This is a genomic window from Butyricicoccus sp. AM27-36, assembly GCF_003480945.1.
In the GTDB taxonomy this organism is placed as follows: Bacteria; Bacillota; Clostridia; order Oscillospirales; family Butyricicoccaceae; genus Agathobaculum; species Agathobaculum butyriciproducens.
This window is the reverse complement of sequence record NZ_QUJR01000009.1, coordinates 81473-98586: the sequence shown is the minus strand read 5'-3', so window position 1 is coordinate 98586 and position 17114 is coordinate 81473. Positions and strand designations below refer to the sequence as shown.

The following is a 17114-nucleotide window of genomic DNA, read 5'->3' as shown; positions in this document are numbered from 1 at the left end:
TTCAATCCACACTGTTATCCGTTAATTATATCACCGAAAACCGCATAGGTCAACGCAGGTTTTTACAGCATTCTGCACAATAAAAATCAGATGTTTTCATATAAAATAAACCATCTCCCCGCTTCGTATGTAGAGAGGTGATCTACAGCATTTTCCGCATAATGGCGGCTGATCTCGACCATGCCGCGGATACCGTCGATCGGTGTACGGACATCATAGCGCTGACAGATATTGGCCGTCCATATTCCCAAAAAATTCTCCGCGCTTTTGGCTGTTTCTTTTCTTCGGCTGAGCTGTCTTGTCAGTTTGTATAAAAATGCAAGCAAGTTTTGCACAAATCGGATAGTTTGCAGGAACTCGAGCATACTTATGCAAATAGACCGCATATTTTGTTGTTTTTTTAACGATTTTGTGCTATACTGAATATACAGCCCATAAAATGGGTAATGCGCGCCGGAGCAGTTCCGCTGCACCGAGCCGACAGGAGAGGTGTTTTATGAACAGTATTACGACCCGCGTTTGGATCGCGGGAGCAAGCGGCAGACTGGGTTCCGCGCTTAGTCATCGTTTCGGCGGCAACACAGCATATAAGCTGGTAACCAGCGACCGCGATGTACCGGTTGAGGATGTATCCGTTGTCGGCCGTTTCGCCGATATTAACCATCCGGATGTCATCATTAACTGTGCCGGCCTGACCGACGTGCAGGCCTGCGAGGAGAACCCCGAAGAAGCGTATAAGATCAACGCCATCGGCGCCCGCAATCTGGCGACCGCTGCAAGACGCATCGACGCAAAATTCATTCAGATCTCGACCGACGACGTATTCGGCGGCGACGAGGCCAAGGCTTTCTGTGAGTTTGACGATCCCCATCCGACCACGATGTACGGCAAGAGCAAGTACGCCGGTGAAAAGCTCGTGCGCGAACTGACCGACAAGCATGTTATCGTGCGTTCGTCGTGGCTGTACGGCGTTGGCTCGTACGACTTTGTTGACCGCGTGCTCGATACGGCGGCAAAGGAAGGCGCGGTCCATCTGCCGGAGGATGAGATTTCCTCCCCGACCTCGGCGAAAGCGCTCGCCGGCTTTATCGACTGCCTGATGCACAGCCGCGAGTACGGCCTGTTTCACGCATCGTGCGACGGCTCGTGCTCCCGTGCAGAGTACGCCCGCGAAATTCTGCGTCTCGCCGGCAAGGAAAATGTGCCGGTCACCTCGGCCTCCGAGAACACTGCGCTGCGTCCGCGCTTTACGCTGTTGGATAACATGATGCTGCGTATCACTGGTTTGTATCAAATGCCGGACTGGCATGACGCGCTGAGCGAATACATGGCCCACCGGAAGACGGGAGTAAATAAATGAATGAAGTAAAAGAGAAAAAGAAACTCGGTCTGACTACAAAGATCTTCATCTCGCTGATCGCCGGTGCGATTGTCGGCATTGCACTCAATATGTTTGCAGCTGATGTGGATTTTGTGCAGAACGTGCTGGTAAACGGCGTATTTTATGTTGTTGGTCAGGGCTTTATCCGCCTGATGCAGATGCTGGTCGTACCGCTGGTATTCTGCTCGCTGATCTGCGGCGCTACTGCCATCGGCGACAGTAAAACGCTCGGCAAGGTCGGCGTAAAAATCATCGGCTTCTACATTTTCACCACGATGATGGCAGTTGCCGTTGCGCTCGGCATCGGTCTGCTGATCAAGCCGGGCATGGGCTTGGATATGTCGCAGATCCAGACCGCCGAAGTCACCGCTTCTTCGGATTCGGTCAGCTTTGCGGAAACCCTGCTGAACATCATCCCGAAAAACCCGATCGGCGCACTGGCCAACGGCGAAATGCTGCAGGTTATCGTGTTTGCGCTCATCATCGGCGTTATCCTCGCCAAGCTGCAGGATAAGACCCAGCTGGTAACGAACTTCTTCCAGCAGGGCAACGATATTATGATGGAAATGACCATGATGGTCATGGGTCTGGCTCCCATTGGTGTATTCTGCCTGATCTCTAAGACCTTTGCCGGTCTCGGTTTCTCCGCCATGGTGCCAATGTTCAAGTACATGGGCGCGGTGCTGCTGGCGCTGTTCATCCAGTGCTGCGGCATATACCAGATTCTGCTGGCGCTGCTTACGAGACTCAATCCGCTGCGTTTCCTCAAGAAATTCGCTCCGGTTATGGGCTTTGCGTTCTCGACCGCAACCTCTAACGCCACTATCCCGATGAATATCGACACGCTGGAGGAAAAAATCGGCGTTAACCGCCGTATTTCGTCCTTCACCATCCCGCTCGGCGCGACCATCAACATGGATGGTACATCCATCATGCAGGGCGTTGCCGTTGTATTCGTTGCACAGGCGTTCGGCATCCATCTGACCCCTGCGGATTATCTGACCGTCATTGCGACCGCAACGCTCGCCTCCATCGGTACCGCAGGCGTGCCGTCGGTTGGTCTGGTTACGTTGGCGATGGTATTCGATTCGGTCGGTCTGCCGGTTGCTGGCATCGGTCTGATCATGGGTATCGACCGTATCCTCGATATGGCGCGTACTGCCGTTAATATCACCGGCGACGCTGTCTGCACCACGATCGTGGCGCATCAGGACGGCGCACTGAATAAGTCTGTATTTAATAAGAATTAAATCAAATTGGCAGGAAAAACCCCGTATTTCGTAAGAAATACGGGGTTTTTCTGGTGCCGCCAGCCGGAATCGAACCGGCACGGGTTTAACTCCGGGGGATTTTAAGTCCCCTGCGTCTACCAGTTCCGCCATGGCGGCGTGTAAATATTATACCAGAATGGATTCGGTCTGTCAAACCATGTGCGCCGTCGGTTTGAGGTTTTTTCAATCCCGCCTCTGCTGCTTTCCTATTGCGTCCTTCCGGAAAAAGCTATACAATAAATATAACAGTTCTCCTGTGCAGAAATGAGCATACGGTACGCGTTCCATGCCGTTCCGGCTATGCATTTGACGTACCAATTCGATGTCAGAGAAAAAATTTTTGAAACATGCGGAACAAACCATACGGAACAAACGTCTAAGCTAATATATGGCAATTCCCCCCACCGCAGCAGCGGCCGTGCTGGCGATGGAATTTGTCATTGTCATATACAGGATAGAGAGTATAAGCATTAACAGTGAAAAGAAGGAAAAAATATGAAACGGTTTCAGAAGGCGTTACTCGGTGTTGTGGTGAGCGGTGCATTGCTGTTCTCGGCGCAGGCGGCGGAACTGTCCAGTTCGGCACAGGATACGCTGCAATCGGCTATGACTAAGGTTCAGCAGGAGATCAAGGATTACGGTCAGTTGAAAACATTCGACTTTTCCGACGAAAACTGCGAAATCATCCTCTCGAACCTCAACACGAAACAGTATTTGGTTAACCTAACAGCTGACAGCACACACAAGTATGGTATTCTGGACAAATCGACCGGCAAGCTGGTCGTTCCGGTGGAGTACGATTATTATATTCCGCTTGGCGGCACGGAAACACTGGTTAGCCAGTACGATGCGGATCATCACCCCAGCTACTGGTTCGCCGATGAAACCGGCAAGCTGACGCCGATGAAGCTGCCGTCCGGTTATGAGCTTGCAACGTATGAGCCGAACAGCAATGTGTTCATACTCTACAAAAATGTGAAAAAGCCAGTATATGATTCGCATTCTGCCGATGGTCCGGCTACACTGATTGAAGATGTCACCTTCTTTGCTCTGGCCGACAAAGACATGAACATCATTCTCGACGACATCGACATGGTACCGGACTGGTACGCTGATTTCTTCATCGCCAAGACTGGAAGCACTAAGTGGGAACGTGTTGGCAAGGCAGGCGCGGACGGCAACGGCACCTGCGGTCTGTTCGACCCGAAAACCGGAAAATTTGTCGGCAAGCATGATTTTAACCAGATTTTCTGGTACGATCAGCACTTTATCGGCACACGCAGCAGAGGCACAAAATCTTATCTGCTGGATGGCAAGGGCGGCGAAACCCTGCTGCCCGCAAACGTCAAGGAGTACAGCAGCTGGGCCAAGACCGAAGTAGCTGCCGCAGAAGAGCACGGTCTCACCGAGTCGTTCTCCTATCCCAAGCTGGACATTACCCGCGAAAACTTCACCAAGCTGGCGATGAACCTGTACAACAAGATTTATCCCAACAAGGAGATTCCGGCTCTGGAAACCAAGTTCACCGATTGCAGGGACGACCCGAACGTGAACAATGCCGCCGTACTCGGCATTGTCACCGGCTACGAGGACGGCACCTTCCGTCCGTACAAGACCATCTCCCGCCAGGAGGCGGCCACCATGCTCGACCGCCTGTACGCAGCACTCGGCGGCCAGACCGAGTTGATTGCCGACCCTGCCTACGCCGATGATGCACAGCTTGGGGACTGGGCACGCGGCAGCGTTTACGCCATGCGCCAGACCGGCATCATGCAGGGCAAGGAAAATAATCGGTTCTGCCCAACCGACGGCTACACCGCAGAGCAGTCCATTGTGACCATCGAGCGCATGTATCAAATCATCAAATAACCAGCCATATCAAAAAGGACTTCGTTTTGACGAAGTCCTTTTGCTTACTCATAACGTCCCATGAAAATCTCGGTTACGATGCCGTTTTCGATGGTGACATGCAGCAGGTCCACCATCGTTTCGTCCCGTGCGTCAAGTGAGCCGTACAGATCGAGGAACCGTGCTTCGCTGTCTCCGACACGCAGTCCGCGCACGGTTTTGTGCCGCCAGAACAGCCACCGGCGGGTCAGTGGAATTTCATCCGGTGCCTCGGTGATGATAACGCGATTACGGCTCTTATCCCACCGTATCTGCGGAATATGACTGTCCCACAGGTACGAAAACGGTGTGTACAGTACACCACTTCGTTCCACGCCGGAGACAGCGGTCTCAGCACCGTGCAGTGTGTAGGTTTTGCCGTCTGTCGTACCGCCGAGACGCTCTACAACCTCGTAAAGTGGGATATATGGCTCGTTTTTGTACAGAACAACCGGATTCTCCAGCGTGATCGGCTCTCCGTTCTGCAGGGCTTCCCTGCTGCCGATTTCTATGCTGAGCGACGTGTTCGTCCGCTCCAGATAGCCGATTCGCCAGGCCGCCAGTCCAATCGCAAGCACAAGCGCCAACAGCGGCAGCCAGTATTTTTTCACAATACGCATGATTTTCCTCCCTGATTACGCCTTCTGCGTCATGCGCAGCATAATGACGAGCGTCTGCTCGATGGTGCAGCCATCCTTCGGGCAGAATTTGCTACCGCTCTTGCCCTGCAGGATGCCGCCCTGCTGCATCGGTAAACCGAATTCTTCGTCCAAAGGCCGATACTGCCGTTGTCGGCATAGATTTTCGCAGAATTTTCGCTCGGAACCGTGCCGTACAGCACGTTGTACAGTCGGTGCAGAATCACTGCTGCCTCCTAATGCGAAAGCTCGCGCGTCAGCTGAAACGTGCCATTCTCGCAGCCGGTGACGATGCCGAGCGATGCGGTATCTGCATCAGCATACAGCCGCACAGCACGAGCGCGGACAGCATAACCATTCGTTTTTTCATGTTCCCTATCCCCTTGCCAAATGAATTTATATACTATATATAGTATATAACCCTTCTGCCCCTGTCAACTGTGACACGAAAATAGGTTTTTTGAGAGAACTTTGTCACACTTCCCCCGTCTAACGGTTATAGTAAGTGAAGAACTTCACAGGCAGGAGATATTTTTTATGAAAAACGGCGTTATTTGTGTGCAGCCGCGCTGATTGCGGGCAGCATGGCGGCGGGAGTCGGTGCTGCAAGCGATAAACCAAACGCCGATGATACCCAGCTTGGCGATTGGGCACGCAGCAGCGTGTATGCGATGCGCGAGATCGGCATTATGCCGGGCAAGGAGAATAACCGGTTCCGTCCTAAGGATGGGTATACGCAAGAGCAGGCTGTTGTAACGGTGGAACGGGCGGACTCCATCCCAAACTTTGTGTAGACCTCCAACAAGGTGTAGAATAGAAGCAGGATGACGGAGGTAATCACAATGGCAAGAAGGAAAAGAACCCCAGAAGAAAACACACGTCGCGAAAAAATTCGTGAGCTGCTGCAGCTGGCGAATGTAGGCAGCATGGATGACATTCAGGAACTGTTCAAAGACACTATCGCGGAGTTCATGGAAAACGGTCTGGAAGCCGAGCTGGACGATCAGCTGGGCTACAGCCGGTATGACTACAAGAACAAGGACACGGATAACAGCCGGAACGGGCACAGCAGCAAAACCCTGCGCGCCCGTTTGGGTGATGTAGAGGTATCTGTGCCGCGGGATCGCAAGAGCGAATTTGACCCCAAGGTGCTGCGGAAAAGTCAGACCAGCATCAGCCAGGACATCGAGGAGAAGATTCTGTCCATGTATGCCAAAGGCATGACCACCGGTGACATTGAAGCGCATATTCAGGATATCTACGGCGTAGATGTCTGTGATACGACCGTAAGCCGTATCACAGATAAAATCCCTCCCGCAGCGAAAGAGTGACAGCAGAGGCCTCTGGAATCGGTCTATGCAGTTGTTTTTCTGGATGCGATTCACTACCATGTCCGCAGTGAAGGCCAGATCGTAAAGAAGGCCGTCTATATCGCCATCGGTATTGATCTTGATGGTCGGAAGGATGTTCTGGGAATGTGGGTTGGCGAGAACGAAAGTGCGAAATTCTGGGCTACCGTACTGAGCAGCCTGAAAAATCGGGGCGTCGAGGATATTTTCATTGCCTGTACGGATAATTTGACCGGTTTTTCTGCGGCGATCGAGGCGGTCTATCCCAAGACGGAAATCCAGAACTGCATCATCCATCAGCTTCGAAATTCCAGCAAATATGTCTCCTACAAGGATTTGAAGGCGCTTATGGCTGACTTGAAAGCAGTCTACGCAGCGGTGGATGAATCGGCTGCTTTGGACGCGTTAGACACGTTTGCAAAACACTGGGACAAGAAATACCCCAAGATTTCTCAGTCGTGGAGGGATAACTGGGCAAATCTCAGCACTTATTTTAAGTTTCCTCAAGAACTTCGGCGGCTGATCTATACAACCAACACTATCGAAGGCTTTAACCGTCAGCTCAGGAAGGTAACCGAGTCGAAATCCGTGTTTCCGACCGATGACAGCCTTTTCAAAATGCTGTATCTGGCGATGATCGACATCACGAAAAAGTGGACCGGCCGCAGACAGGACTGGAGCATGATTCATACCCAGCTGGCAATCTACTTCGAGGATCGGATGCCTGATTAACAACCCGGCTCAAAGGGCAAGGGGCGCTACGCCGCCGGCGAGGCTCCAATGAACGAGGGTGCCCCTTGACTTCCGCCCCTGTTGGCGTTATGTTGTAGACAAGGCGGGCGCAGCCAACGCCGCTCCCGCCTTGAAATATAAGTTCTATTTTACACCGCATTTTGGCGGTTACACAGAATTCGGGATAGTCCCAATGGGCGGTTTCAGGCTGTGAAGCAATATTAAAATTTTTTCTGTTGATTTTTCGGTACATATTCCGCCGCAGATATCCAGTTTGTGGATGTTTGCAGCGGTTTTGTTTTTGCGAAATTGTTGCATGCACCGTCTATTTTCCGGCATTTTCAGGTGTTTAAAGTCTTTTTGCGATTTTCCCGCGAATCTCAAAAAGGTTCTTGCACTGGTACTGGCGTTTGCTTGCGCATTCACCATGTTTGCTGGTGCAGCGTTCACGGATTCGGCTGACATTAAGGTTGACACCGAAGTTGTGGACACTCTGGTATCGCTGGGCGTAGTTAACGGCTACGACGATGGCTCTTTCAAGCCGAACGGTACCGTAACCCGTGCGGAGATGGCGAAGATGATCTACGTTCTGCGCACCGGTAACTCTGACGCTTCGGCGTATAACGATGACAAGACCTCTTTCACCGACATTGGCTCCCACTGGGCACGCGGCTACATCAAGTACTGCCAGTCTCTGGGCATCATTGCTGGTAAGAGCAACACCAAGTTCGTTCCGAACGAAAAGGTAAGCGCTCAGGAAGCAGCTAAGATGCTGCTCGTAACCCTGGGTTACAACGCTCAGAAGGCTGGTCTGGTAGGCACCGGTTGGGCATCCAAGACCAACGCACTGGCTGACGAGAACGGCCTGCTGGAGGACGTTAACACTTCCTTCACTTCCGCTTGCCCGCGTCAGTACGCTGCACAGCTGATCTACAATGCAATCGATGCTTACACCGTAGTTCTGCGCGATGGCGAGTACACCAACATGAAGCTGGTTACCGGTATTGGCAACGACTACAACCCGACCATCGGCGAGAAGTACATGGGCCTGAAGACCCAGAAGGGTATTCTGGTTGCTTCCGGCAAGACCGGTATCAACGCTCAGAAGACTTCCAAGGAAGACAGCCTGGCAGTCAACGTTGCTGATTCCAACGGCAAGTACGATTACACTGTTGACAAGACCTTCACCAAGGTTAAGGGCGACTACACTGCTCTGCTTGGTCAGGCAGTTAAGGTAATGTACAAGGACACCGACGATGTATACGGTGTATTTGCTACCGACAAGAACAACACTGTTGTTACCACTCTGGGCGACATCGACCTGACCGACAGCAACAAGAAGCTGAAGGTTAACGGCGAGAAGTACGACCTGAAGGGTTCTTACACCACTGCTACTACTGCTGACACCCTTGTTTCCGAGAACAACACTGCATTCGCTTCTGTTCAGTCCAAGATCACCGGCAACGCTGCTTCTACCGTTACCCTGATCGACAACGACGATGATGACAAGCTGGATGTAATCGTTGTTACCAAGCCGCAGGCAGTTGCTAAGGTTACCTTCGTTGGTTCGGATTCCGTAACCATCTCCGGTCAGGGCTCTTACGACTTTGACGACGAGAACATCTACGAAGGCATCAAGAAGAATGACTTTGCTGTTGTTTACTCTAACGCTACCACCAAGGATGGCAAGGTAAACATCGTTAAGGCTGACATCGTTTCCGGTAAGGTTACCGGCGTTCGCGGTTCTGACGTTCAGGTTGGCGGTACCTGGTACACCAAGGCTGACGCTATGACCGGCGACAACGTTGAGCTGGATTCCACCTACGATTTCGCTATCATGGGCGGTTACCTGTACAACGCTAACAAGACCAAGACCGGCTCCTCCGACGACGTAATCTACGTTGCTGAGATCGTTGCTAAGACTGGTCTGGGTGCAGACAAGAAGGCTGACGCTAAGATCTACAAGGCTGACGGCACTACCGCTAATGTTGTAGTTTCTAAGATCAATGGCGCTGACGCAGTTACTAGCGGCGCAGTTACTACCGGTGCCGCAAATGTTGAAGGCAAGCTGTACACCTACGAGATGGACGGCAGCGACTACGAGCTGAAGACCGTATCCGCTTCCAACATCGTAAGCTACGACCTGTATGCTGAGAACACCGATGGCGATACTTACACCGCTGCTAAGTTCGTTACTACTGGCGACGCTGCTTCCTACAAGTTTGCTGATGACGCAATCGTATTCGTTGGCAACTCCTCTGATAAGGACGCTACCGTTAAGACCGGCAAGCAGGTTAAGGCTTGGGGCGATGATTCCTCCGACAAGTTTGGTACTAAGGGCATGGCTCTGATCTCCAAGGAGAACGGCGTTAACTACGTTAAGGTTGCCTGCATCGTTGCTTCTACCGATTCTCCGGCTTCCAGCGACGTGAAGTACGGCTATGTAACCGAGAAGTCCTACACCACCAAGATCGGCTCTGACAACTACGTTGTTTACAAGTTCTGGAATGGCTCTGAGACCGTAACCGGTTACGAGAAGTCCTCTTCTATCGTTGCATCCAAGGGCGAGTTCATCTCCTACAAGGTTGATGAGGACACCTTCGAGAATGGCGTGAAGGTCAAGAACGTAACTGCGATCACCAACAAGAGCGCAATCACCGAGTATGACAACGATAAGTACATCAAGCTGGCTGATCCGGCAGCTGCTTCCGTTGATAAGGTTGATAAGGACGATACCACCGTTATCTACGTTGACACCAAGAATGTTAAGGGCGCTAACGGCTCTATCGTAGTAGCTGACGAGAAGGCTGACGGTTCTTACGCAAAGAACGTTGTTTACTCCTTCACCGCTGGCAAGAAGTACTTCGACGTACTGTTCGTTGACGTAAACAACCAGCTGTATCAGGCTGACAGCGATGATAAGGAAGCTGATGTTGCAGCTCCGACCTACACCGCTACTTCTTCTGTTACGGTAAACAATGTTGATGGTTCTTCCCACAATGTTACCATCACTCCGAACAAGAACACCGGCATCAAGAAGGGCGATATCATCACCCTGACTGCTGCTCCGGCTGCTACTCTGACTGCTGCTAAGGATGTTACCATTAACATCACCATCACTCCGGCTAACGGCGGCGAGGTTATCACCCGCACCGTAACCCTGAAGAAGAACGCAGCTACCACTGATACCGCAACCGCAACCTTCACTATGCCCGCTGCAAACGTAACTATTACTGCTGCTGTACAGGCTTAATGAATTGATTTCCGGTTAACGGCATAACAAAACCCCCGAGGAAATTTCCTCGGGGGTTTTCCCTTTCCCCGAAAAAATCCGAAGAAATATAAAAGTTTTTCTTGCAATTTCGGAAAAATCGGCTATTCTATACCTCAAACAAACGGCGAAACGCCGAACAGGAGGTATATTTATGGGATTTGAATCGTATCGACAGGGCACGTTCACAAGACGGTTAGCAGACCTGCCCGACCAGCCGAACATGCAGGCGGCGGAGCTGAAAACGTACTTCGACTCGTCGCCGGAGGAGCTGCGGCAGGCGCTGAACCGGCTGTGCGACGCGCTGGGCGAGTTCTCGGCGGCGGCTAAACTGGGTTACACCGCGAGTGCGGGCGTGCCGGCGCAGACCGTTCAGGACGCAATCGAAAACGTGCAGAAACAGGTGCGCGACGCGTCGGTTGGCAAGCTGCCGAGCGGCTGTGTGGACGGCGACAAGCTGGCGCAGGACGTGCGCAACCGCCTTACCGCGATCGAGCACGCCGCCGAGTCCGAAACCAACGCGCGCACCGCGGCGGACAGCGCCATGCAAACCGACATGAACACCGTCAAAACCACACTTACGGTTAAAACTGCGTGCAATTTTGGCACTTATACCGGCGATGGAACCGAAAAACGTACTATCACGCTTGGGTATCATCCCAAGGCCGTGCTCGTGTTCCGCGACGGCTGCTACACCGGCTACAGCAGCGCCATTTACGGCGGCCTTGCGTCCGAGGACGTGCCGCTGATGTACGGCGATAGCGTCGGCCTTGGCGTCACCGACGACGGCTTTCAGGTGCTCAATAGCCGCAACTGCGCCCTCAATCTGAACGGGTATAAGTACTCGTTTGCCGTTTTTGCGTGAAAATGGGAAAACCCCCGAGATTTCTCTCGGGGGTTTTGTTACTGCTAACAAACTATATACAGTTTAATTAACAATTAGTGGATGGTTACGGTAACATCCTCATCATTGCTATCCTGCAGCTGGTTTGCAGAATCGATTGCTGCACCCCAGATGATGTGAGACTCGTCGTTCTCAGCAGTAGTCTTGTAGATAACCATGATGTTTGCGTAGTATGTGTTCTTATCCTTCTTGGTTGCCTTCTTGATGGAACCGGAAGCTGCATCCTCTGCGTCGGTATCAACGTACAGGATGTGGCTGTCAGACTTGTCAACCTTCAGATCTACCGTGCCATTATCGGTCAGAACAGTTACATAATCGCCATCAACGTCGGTGATTGCGCCTACAGCAGCGGTTGCACCATCAGCAACGGTGTTAAACTTAACATAGTCCTTGCCGTCCATCTGGTAGCTTACCAGCATGTTCTTCTTAAGAGTGGACATTGCAAAGTCGTCAACATCGATCTTCAGATCGGTTACGATGCCGTTCTCGGTCAGGAACTTGTCGATAACAACGATATCCTCATCGTCTGCATTCTTGTCGGAGTAAGGCTCGGACAGAATTACGCCGTACAGAGAATCGTCGCTAATGCTCGGGTTCTTAGCGTTGCTAACAACCATTACCTTAACGGTAGTATCGGTATAAGCCTTGGTTACAGTGTAGCTGCCATCAGACCACTTATCAGCAGCAGCGCCGGTAACAACCTTGCCCTTATTGGTTCCGTACATTACGAATACCTTAGCGTCAGCAGCCAGGCGAGTCTTTGCACTGCCTACGGTAGCCGTTACCTTGTTGGTCTTCGGATCATAGGTACCGCCATCGATAACATCGGTATCCATGCCGATATCATCACCATCGGAGATATCTTCCAGAACATAACCGGTGTTGTTGGTGGTGTAGGTGTACAGAGTACCCACATCCGGCTTATTCTTAGAAGAACCAGCCTTTACATAACCCTTGGAAACCTTGGTAGTACCGTCAGACAGAAGTACCTTAACGTCGTAGTAGTCGCCGTCAAAGTCGGAATCCTTAGAAACCTTCAGAACCAGTGCCAGCTTATCGGTGGAACCGTTCTTGCAGTCGGTAGCGAAGTAGAAGCCGCTCTTAACGATAGCGTACTTCAGGGTGTCGCCGGAATCCGGTGCATCAACCGTTGCAGCAGCCTGCTTGTACCAGTTGCCGTCAACCTTGATGGACTTGTCAGTCTTGGTGCCTGCAACCTTGCCGGAAACCTCGTCAGCCTTTACAGCAACGGTGTTGCCGGAAACAGAGTAATCCTTGTTAGTCAGAACAACGTAGTCGTCCTTAGCAATCTTGTCGTAAGCGTCCAGATCGTCACGGTCTACCGAAGTGGTAATAGTGTCCTTCAGAGCATCTTCGAAGTAAGCCTTCTTAGCGGTCAGAGAGTCAACCTTAGCAACGGTGAACGGGTCGCATACAGCGTACTCGTACTTCTTATCGTTGTTGTTATCAACGAAGGTTACGGTGTGGTAAGCTGCCAGCTCGCTATACTTGGTAACGTTAACAGTTTTGTCCTTGTCGTTAACATAAGTCAGCTGCTTGCCGTTCGGAGCAACAAAGCTTACATCGTCGGCAAAGTCGTATTCCTTGCCGTTTACCTTGAAGCCGCCGTCGTACTTGTCGATGTCGTCAACCAGGGTGGTAACGGTCTTGTTCTTGTCGGTAGCATAGATACCGTACAGGGTGTCATCGTCGCCGTTCTTGCCTTCCTTGTACAGCGCCTTAACCTGCTGACCCATCAGTGCAGAGTAATCAGCGGTAGCGTCGAAGGACAGATCATCATCACCATCAATAACGGTGGTGTAGGTCTTGTCGTTGTCGTCGTACTTAACGGAAGTCAGGATGCCCTTCGGGTTCTTCAGGCCCATGAACTTTTCGCCAACAGTCGGCAGATCTTCGTTGCCCATCAGAGTCTTGTTGGTGTAAGCGTCATCACGCCATACAACAGTCGGAGCAAAGATTGCGTTGTAGATCAGCTGTGCAGCGTACTGACGCGGGCAAGCTGCGGTAAAGGAAGTGGTTACGTCCTTCAGCAGACCATTCTCGTCAGCCAGTGCATTGGTCTTGGATGCCCAACCGGTGCCTACCAGACCAGCCTTCTGAGCGTTGTAACCCAGGGTTACGAGCAGCATCTTAGCAGCTTCCTGAGCGCTTACCTTTTCGTTCGGAACGAACTTGGTGTTGCTCTTACCAGCAATGATGCCCAGAGACTGGCAGTACTTGATGTAGCCGCGAGCCCAGTGGGAGCCAATGTCGGTGAACGAGGTCTTGTCGTCGTTGTACGCAGAAGCGTCAGAATTACCGGTGCGCAGAACGTAGATCATCTTCGCCATCTCCGCACGGGTTACGGTACCGTTCGGCTTGAAAGAGCCATCGTCGTAGCCGTTAACTACGCCCAACGATACCAGAGTGTTCACAACTTCGGACTTAACCTTAATGTCAGCCGAATCCGTGAACGCTGCACCAGCAAACATGGTGAATGCGCAAGCAAACGCCAGTACCAGTGCAAGAACCTTTTTGAGATTCTCTCCGGAGTCGCGTTTACCCGAAAAAGACGGGTGGAATTTCAAAAATCCCATCCAATATGTAACATTTCGCGGGAGCGCTTTCGCTAAATGAGTTGCATTTTATGGATGCTGCCTGCCAATCCCAAACAAGCACCTACATTATATAAGGTATAACCCGCGTTGTACAGAGCCGGTTTGCGATCTGGCCCAAAGCCAGGCGGCGTAATATTACAAGTAATGTTACACTCATGTTACGGATTGCGAACTTCGCTTGACCCATGGGTTTGACTATGGTAATATACTTAACGACGAGTGAGAACTCGTACAAAAAATTTTAAGGAGGAAAACCCCTATGAAGAATCTCAAAAAGGTTCTTGCACTGGTACTGGCGTTTGCTTGCGCATTCACCATGTTTGCTGGTGCAGCGTTCACGGATCAGGCCGACATTAAGGTCGATTCTGAAGTCGTGGACACTCTGGTATCGCTGGGCGTAATCGAAGGTTTCGAAAACGGCTCCTTCCAGCCGAACGGTACTGTAACCCGTGCTCAGATGGCAAAGATGATTTACGTTCTGCGCACCGGTAACTCTGACGCTTCTGCGTACAACAACGACAAGACCACCTTCACCGACATCAATGGTCACTGGGCTGCTGGCTACATCAAGTACTGCCAGTCTCTGAACATTATTGCTGGTAAGAGCGCTACCAAGTTCGACCCGAACGGCAACGTAACCACTCAGGAAGCTGCTAAGATGCTGCTGGTAACCCTGGGTTATGATGCTAAGAAGGCTGGTCTGGTAGGTTCCGGTTGGGCATCCAAGACCAACGCACTGGCTGACGAGAACGGCCTGCTGGAGGACGTTAACACTTCCTTCACTGGTGCTTGCCCGCGTCAGTATGCTGCACAGCTGATCTACAACACCATTTTCGCTCCGACCGTTGTTCTGCGTGACGACGTTTACACTAACGAGAATTACGCTGGTCACGACAACAAGACTGTTGGCGAGAAGTACATGGGTCTGAAGACCACTGTTGGTACTCTGGACACCGTTTCCAAGGAGTCCGGCAAGGATACCTACAAGCTGACCATCGGTGAGACCGATAACACTGATGATGATAGCACCAAGCCGCTGGTAACTTCCTTTACCAAGGTTAAGAAGGACTACAACGACCTGCTTGATCAGGAAGTTAAGGTTCTGTACAAGGCTAAGGACGACGTTTACGGCGTATTCGCTACCGAGGATTCCGACGTTCTGACCGGCATTCTGGGCGACTTCGAGAAGTCCGATGCTAAGCTGAAGTTCAACGGTTCCAAGTACTCTGTTGGTAAGACCGGCGATGACGATACCAACATTGTTAAGGTTGATGGCTCTAAGACTAGCGATACCAACGCTAACAATATTGTTGCATACGTTGATGCTGCTAAGGGTCTGTCCAAGGTTTACTCTGCTTCTACCCGCAGCAAGGACAACAAGATTGTTCAGCTGAATGTTAAGACTGTAACCATCGCACAGGTTACTTATGTTGGCAAGGATTACATTAACGCAACTAAGAAGGCTGGTCCGAACTTTGATAAGATCGACACCGATTCTTCTAACTATCCGTCCGACCTGAAGAAGGACGATTACATTGCAATCTACAACGCAGACAACTTCTCCGATGACAAGCAGGTTGTTGAGAAGCTGGATGTTGTTGAAGGCAAGGTAACCTCTACCAAGAATGCAATCACTGCTGACGATTACAGCATTATGGTTGGCGGCAACTGGTACGAGATGGCTATGGCTGCGACCATGAAGGCTGCTCCGGACCAGACTCAGGTTGACTATGTAGGCAACGAAAAGGTTGAACTGAAGGACGAAGTAGCAGTAGTAGTAAAGAACGGTTACGTTGTTTATGTTGATGACAACGATGCTGGTTCTAAGGACGTTGCTCTGCTGGTTAAGGCTGTTCAGAAGACCTCTGCTAACGATGATGACATCGAAGGCCGCCTGATCTTTGCTGACGGCTCTGACAAGACCGTTACCATCAAGGACACCAAGATGTTCGCTAATGTTGGTGGCGAGACTCTGCCGTACAACACTCCGGTTCTGGTTTCCTACAAGAAGTCCGGCGAGAAGTACGAGCTGACTAAGGTTTCCGGTGTAATCAGCGGTTACGATGATTACAAGACTGATGCTAAGCGTGTAAAGAGCGACAAGCTCCAGAAGCAGAGTGGCTCTAATTGGGTTGCTGCTGACATCACTTACATCAACAACGATGCAACGGTATTTGTTCGTTACACCAGTGGTAGTGATACCAAGTACTCTGTTATCACCGGTTCTGCTCTGAAGAACTGGAGCGACAGCAAGGTATTTACCTCCGCGCAGGTTCTGTCCAAGAAGTCCAATGGTATGCAGTATGCTAAGACTATGTACGTTGACCTTGGCTCTTCCAGCATGAGCGGTGGCAAGGACATGACTTATGGCTATGTTCTGGAAAGCTCTCGTTCTGTAACTGAGAATGATACCGATTACACCACCACCAAGGTTTGGAACGGTACTGAGGAGATCACCCTGAAGGTTGAGGACGGCGACGCTCTGGCTGAGGGCGATGTTGTAGAGTACTCTGCTAACTCCGATGGCACCCATGACATCAACAAGACCTACAAGCTGGATTACGCTGGCACTGCAGGCGATAATGACACCTACGCTCTGACCCGCGGTGTTGTAACCGGTTTCGATTACAATGCTACCGACATTGAGGGCACTCTGGTTGGCTTTACCGCTGCTAAGAGCACCACTGCTGGTTACACTGATGATTACGTTGCAACTCAGACTGCATTCACTCTGAACATCAGCAACGATGATCACGATTCCGTAGTTCTGTTCGTAGACACGGACAATGCTCGCGGCACTGCTAACGGCGAGTTCCAGAAGGCTGCTGAAAACAATGCTGCTCAGAAGCTGGCTAACGTTGCTTACTACGCAGACGCTAACAGCAATGTTAAGATCATCATCGTTGACACCCAGAACATTTACGCTAAGTAAGTTTCTGACTGTCGCGGTTATGTGACTGCAAAATCAAAACCCCCGAGGAAAATTTCCTCGGGGGTTTTCCCTTTTCCCGAAAAAATTCGCAAAAAACCAAAAGTTTTTCTTGCAATTTCGGAAAAATCGGC

General features: G+C 51.2%; 11 protein-coding genes, 1 tRNA gene and 1 pseudogene. 8 read left to right on the top strand and 5 right to left on the bottom strand.

The window, feature by feature from the left end; all coding sequences use genetic code 11:
- Window positions 1-86: 86 nt before the first annotated feature.
- Window positions 87-251, bottom strand: a complete 165-nt coding sequence (locus DW724_RS15655) for a hypothetical protein (RefSeq protein ID WP_158580327.1) — start codon at window positions 249-251, stop codon at window positions 87-89.
- 245 nt (window positions 252-496) lie between these two features.
- Here DW724_RS15655 and rfbD point away from each other — a divergent pair, with 245 nt between their 5' ends.
- On the top strand, window positions 497-1360 hold the full coding sequence (gene rfbD / locus DW724_RS12240; RefSeq protein WP_118480617.1) for a dTDP-4-dehydrorhamnose reductase: 864 nt from the start codon (window positions 497-499) through the stop codon (window positions 1358-1360).
- Complete coding sequence (locus DW724_RS12235; RefSeq protein ID WP_118761681.1) at window positions 1357-2631, top strand: dicarboxylate/amino acid:cation symporter; 1275 nt, start codon at window positions 1357-1359, stop codon at window positions 2629-2631. Before rfbD ends, DW724_RS12235 begins: the two co-directional genes overlap by 4 nt.
- A gap of 51 nt (window positions 2632-2682) precedes the next feature.
- On the opposite strand, the gene DW724_RS12230 is transcribed toward DW724_RS12235, so the two are convergent.
- Window positions 2683-2769: transfer RNA gene (locus DW724_RS12230), tRNA-Leu, on the bottom strand.
- 378 nt (window positions 2770-3147) lie between these two features.
- Between DW724_RS12230 and DW724_RS12225 the strand changes: the two genes are divergently transcribed.
- A complete protein-coding gene (locus DW724_RS12225) occupies window positions 3148-4521 on the top strand; it encodes an S-layer homology domain-containing protein (protein ID WP_118761680.1) in 1374 nt (457 codons plus the stop codon).
- Window positions 4522-4565: 44 nt separating this feature from the next.
- On the opposite strand, the gene DW724_RS12220 is transcribed toward DW724_RS12225, so the two are convergent.
- Both DW724_RS12220 and DW724_RS15650 read right to left on the bottom strand, forming a co-directional pair.
- On the bottom strand, window positions 4566-5159 hold the full coding sequence (locus tag DW724_RS12220; RefSeq protein WP_118761679.1) for a stalk domain-containing protein: 594 nt from the start codon (window positions 5157-5159) through the stop codon (window positions 4566-4568).
- Between the two features lie 15 nt (window positions 5160-5174).
- Window positions 5175-5312: a hypothetical protein gene (locus DW724_RS15650; RefSeq protein WP_158578358.1), complete on the bottom strand. Its 138-nt coding sequence runs from the start codon at window positions 5310-5312 to the stop codon at window positions 5175-5177.
- Between the two features lie 419 nt (window positions 5313-5731).
- On the opposite strand from DW724_RS15650, the gene DW724_RS12215 reads away from it, so the two are divergent.
- The 4 genes and pseudogenes from DW724_RS12215 to DW724_RS12200 all read left to right on the top strand — a co-directional run bounded on the left by DW724_RS12215 (window position 5732) and on the right by DW724_RS12200 (window position 11394).
- Window positions 5732-5971: an S-layer homology domain-containing protein gene (locus DW724_RS12215; protein ID WP_118761678.1), complete on the top strand. Its 240-nt coding sequence runs from the start codon at window positions 5732-5734 to the stop codon at window positions 5969-5971.
- A 48-nt stretch (window positions 5972-6019) separates the two neighbouring features.
- Window positions 6020-7258 (top strand): annotated as a pseudogene (locus DW724_RS12210) (IS256 family transposase).
- A 427-nt stretch (window positions 7259-7685) separates the two neighbouring features.
- The gene (locus tag DW724_RS12205; protein WP_158580325.1) at window positions 7686-10511 is read left to right on the top strand and encodes an S-layer homology domain-containing protein; all 2826 of its coding nucleotides are present in this window, start codon (window positions 7686-7688) and stop codon (window positions 10509-10511) included.
- Window positions 10512-10683: 172 nt separating this feature from the next.
- Window positions 10684-11394 carry a hypothetical protein gene (locus tag DW724_RS12200; RefSeq protein WP_118761676.1) on the top strand — a complete coding sequence of 237 codons (711 nt, stop codon included), beginning with the start codon at window positions 10684-10686 and terminating at the stop codon, window positions 11392-11394.
- Between the two features lie 74 nt (window positions 11395-11468).
- Here the strand turns inward: DW724_RS12200 and DW724_RS12195 are convergent, their stop codons facing one another.
- Entirely contained in the window at window positions 11469-14030 is a 2562-nt protein-coding gene (locus DW724_RS12195) for an S-layer homology domain-containing protein (protein WP_118761675.1), read from the bottom strand.
- A gap of 280 nt (window positions 14031-14310) precedes the next feature.
- On the opposite strand from DW724_RS12195, the gene DW724_RS12190 reads away from it, so the two are divergent.
- A complete protein-coding gene (locus tag DW724_RS12190) occupies window positions 14311-16983 on the top strand; it encodes an S-layer homology domain-containing protein (protein ID WP_118761674.1) in 2673 nt (890 codons plus the stop codon).
- Window positions 16984-17114: the final 131 nt, after the last annotated feature.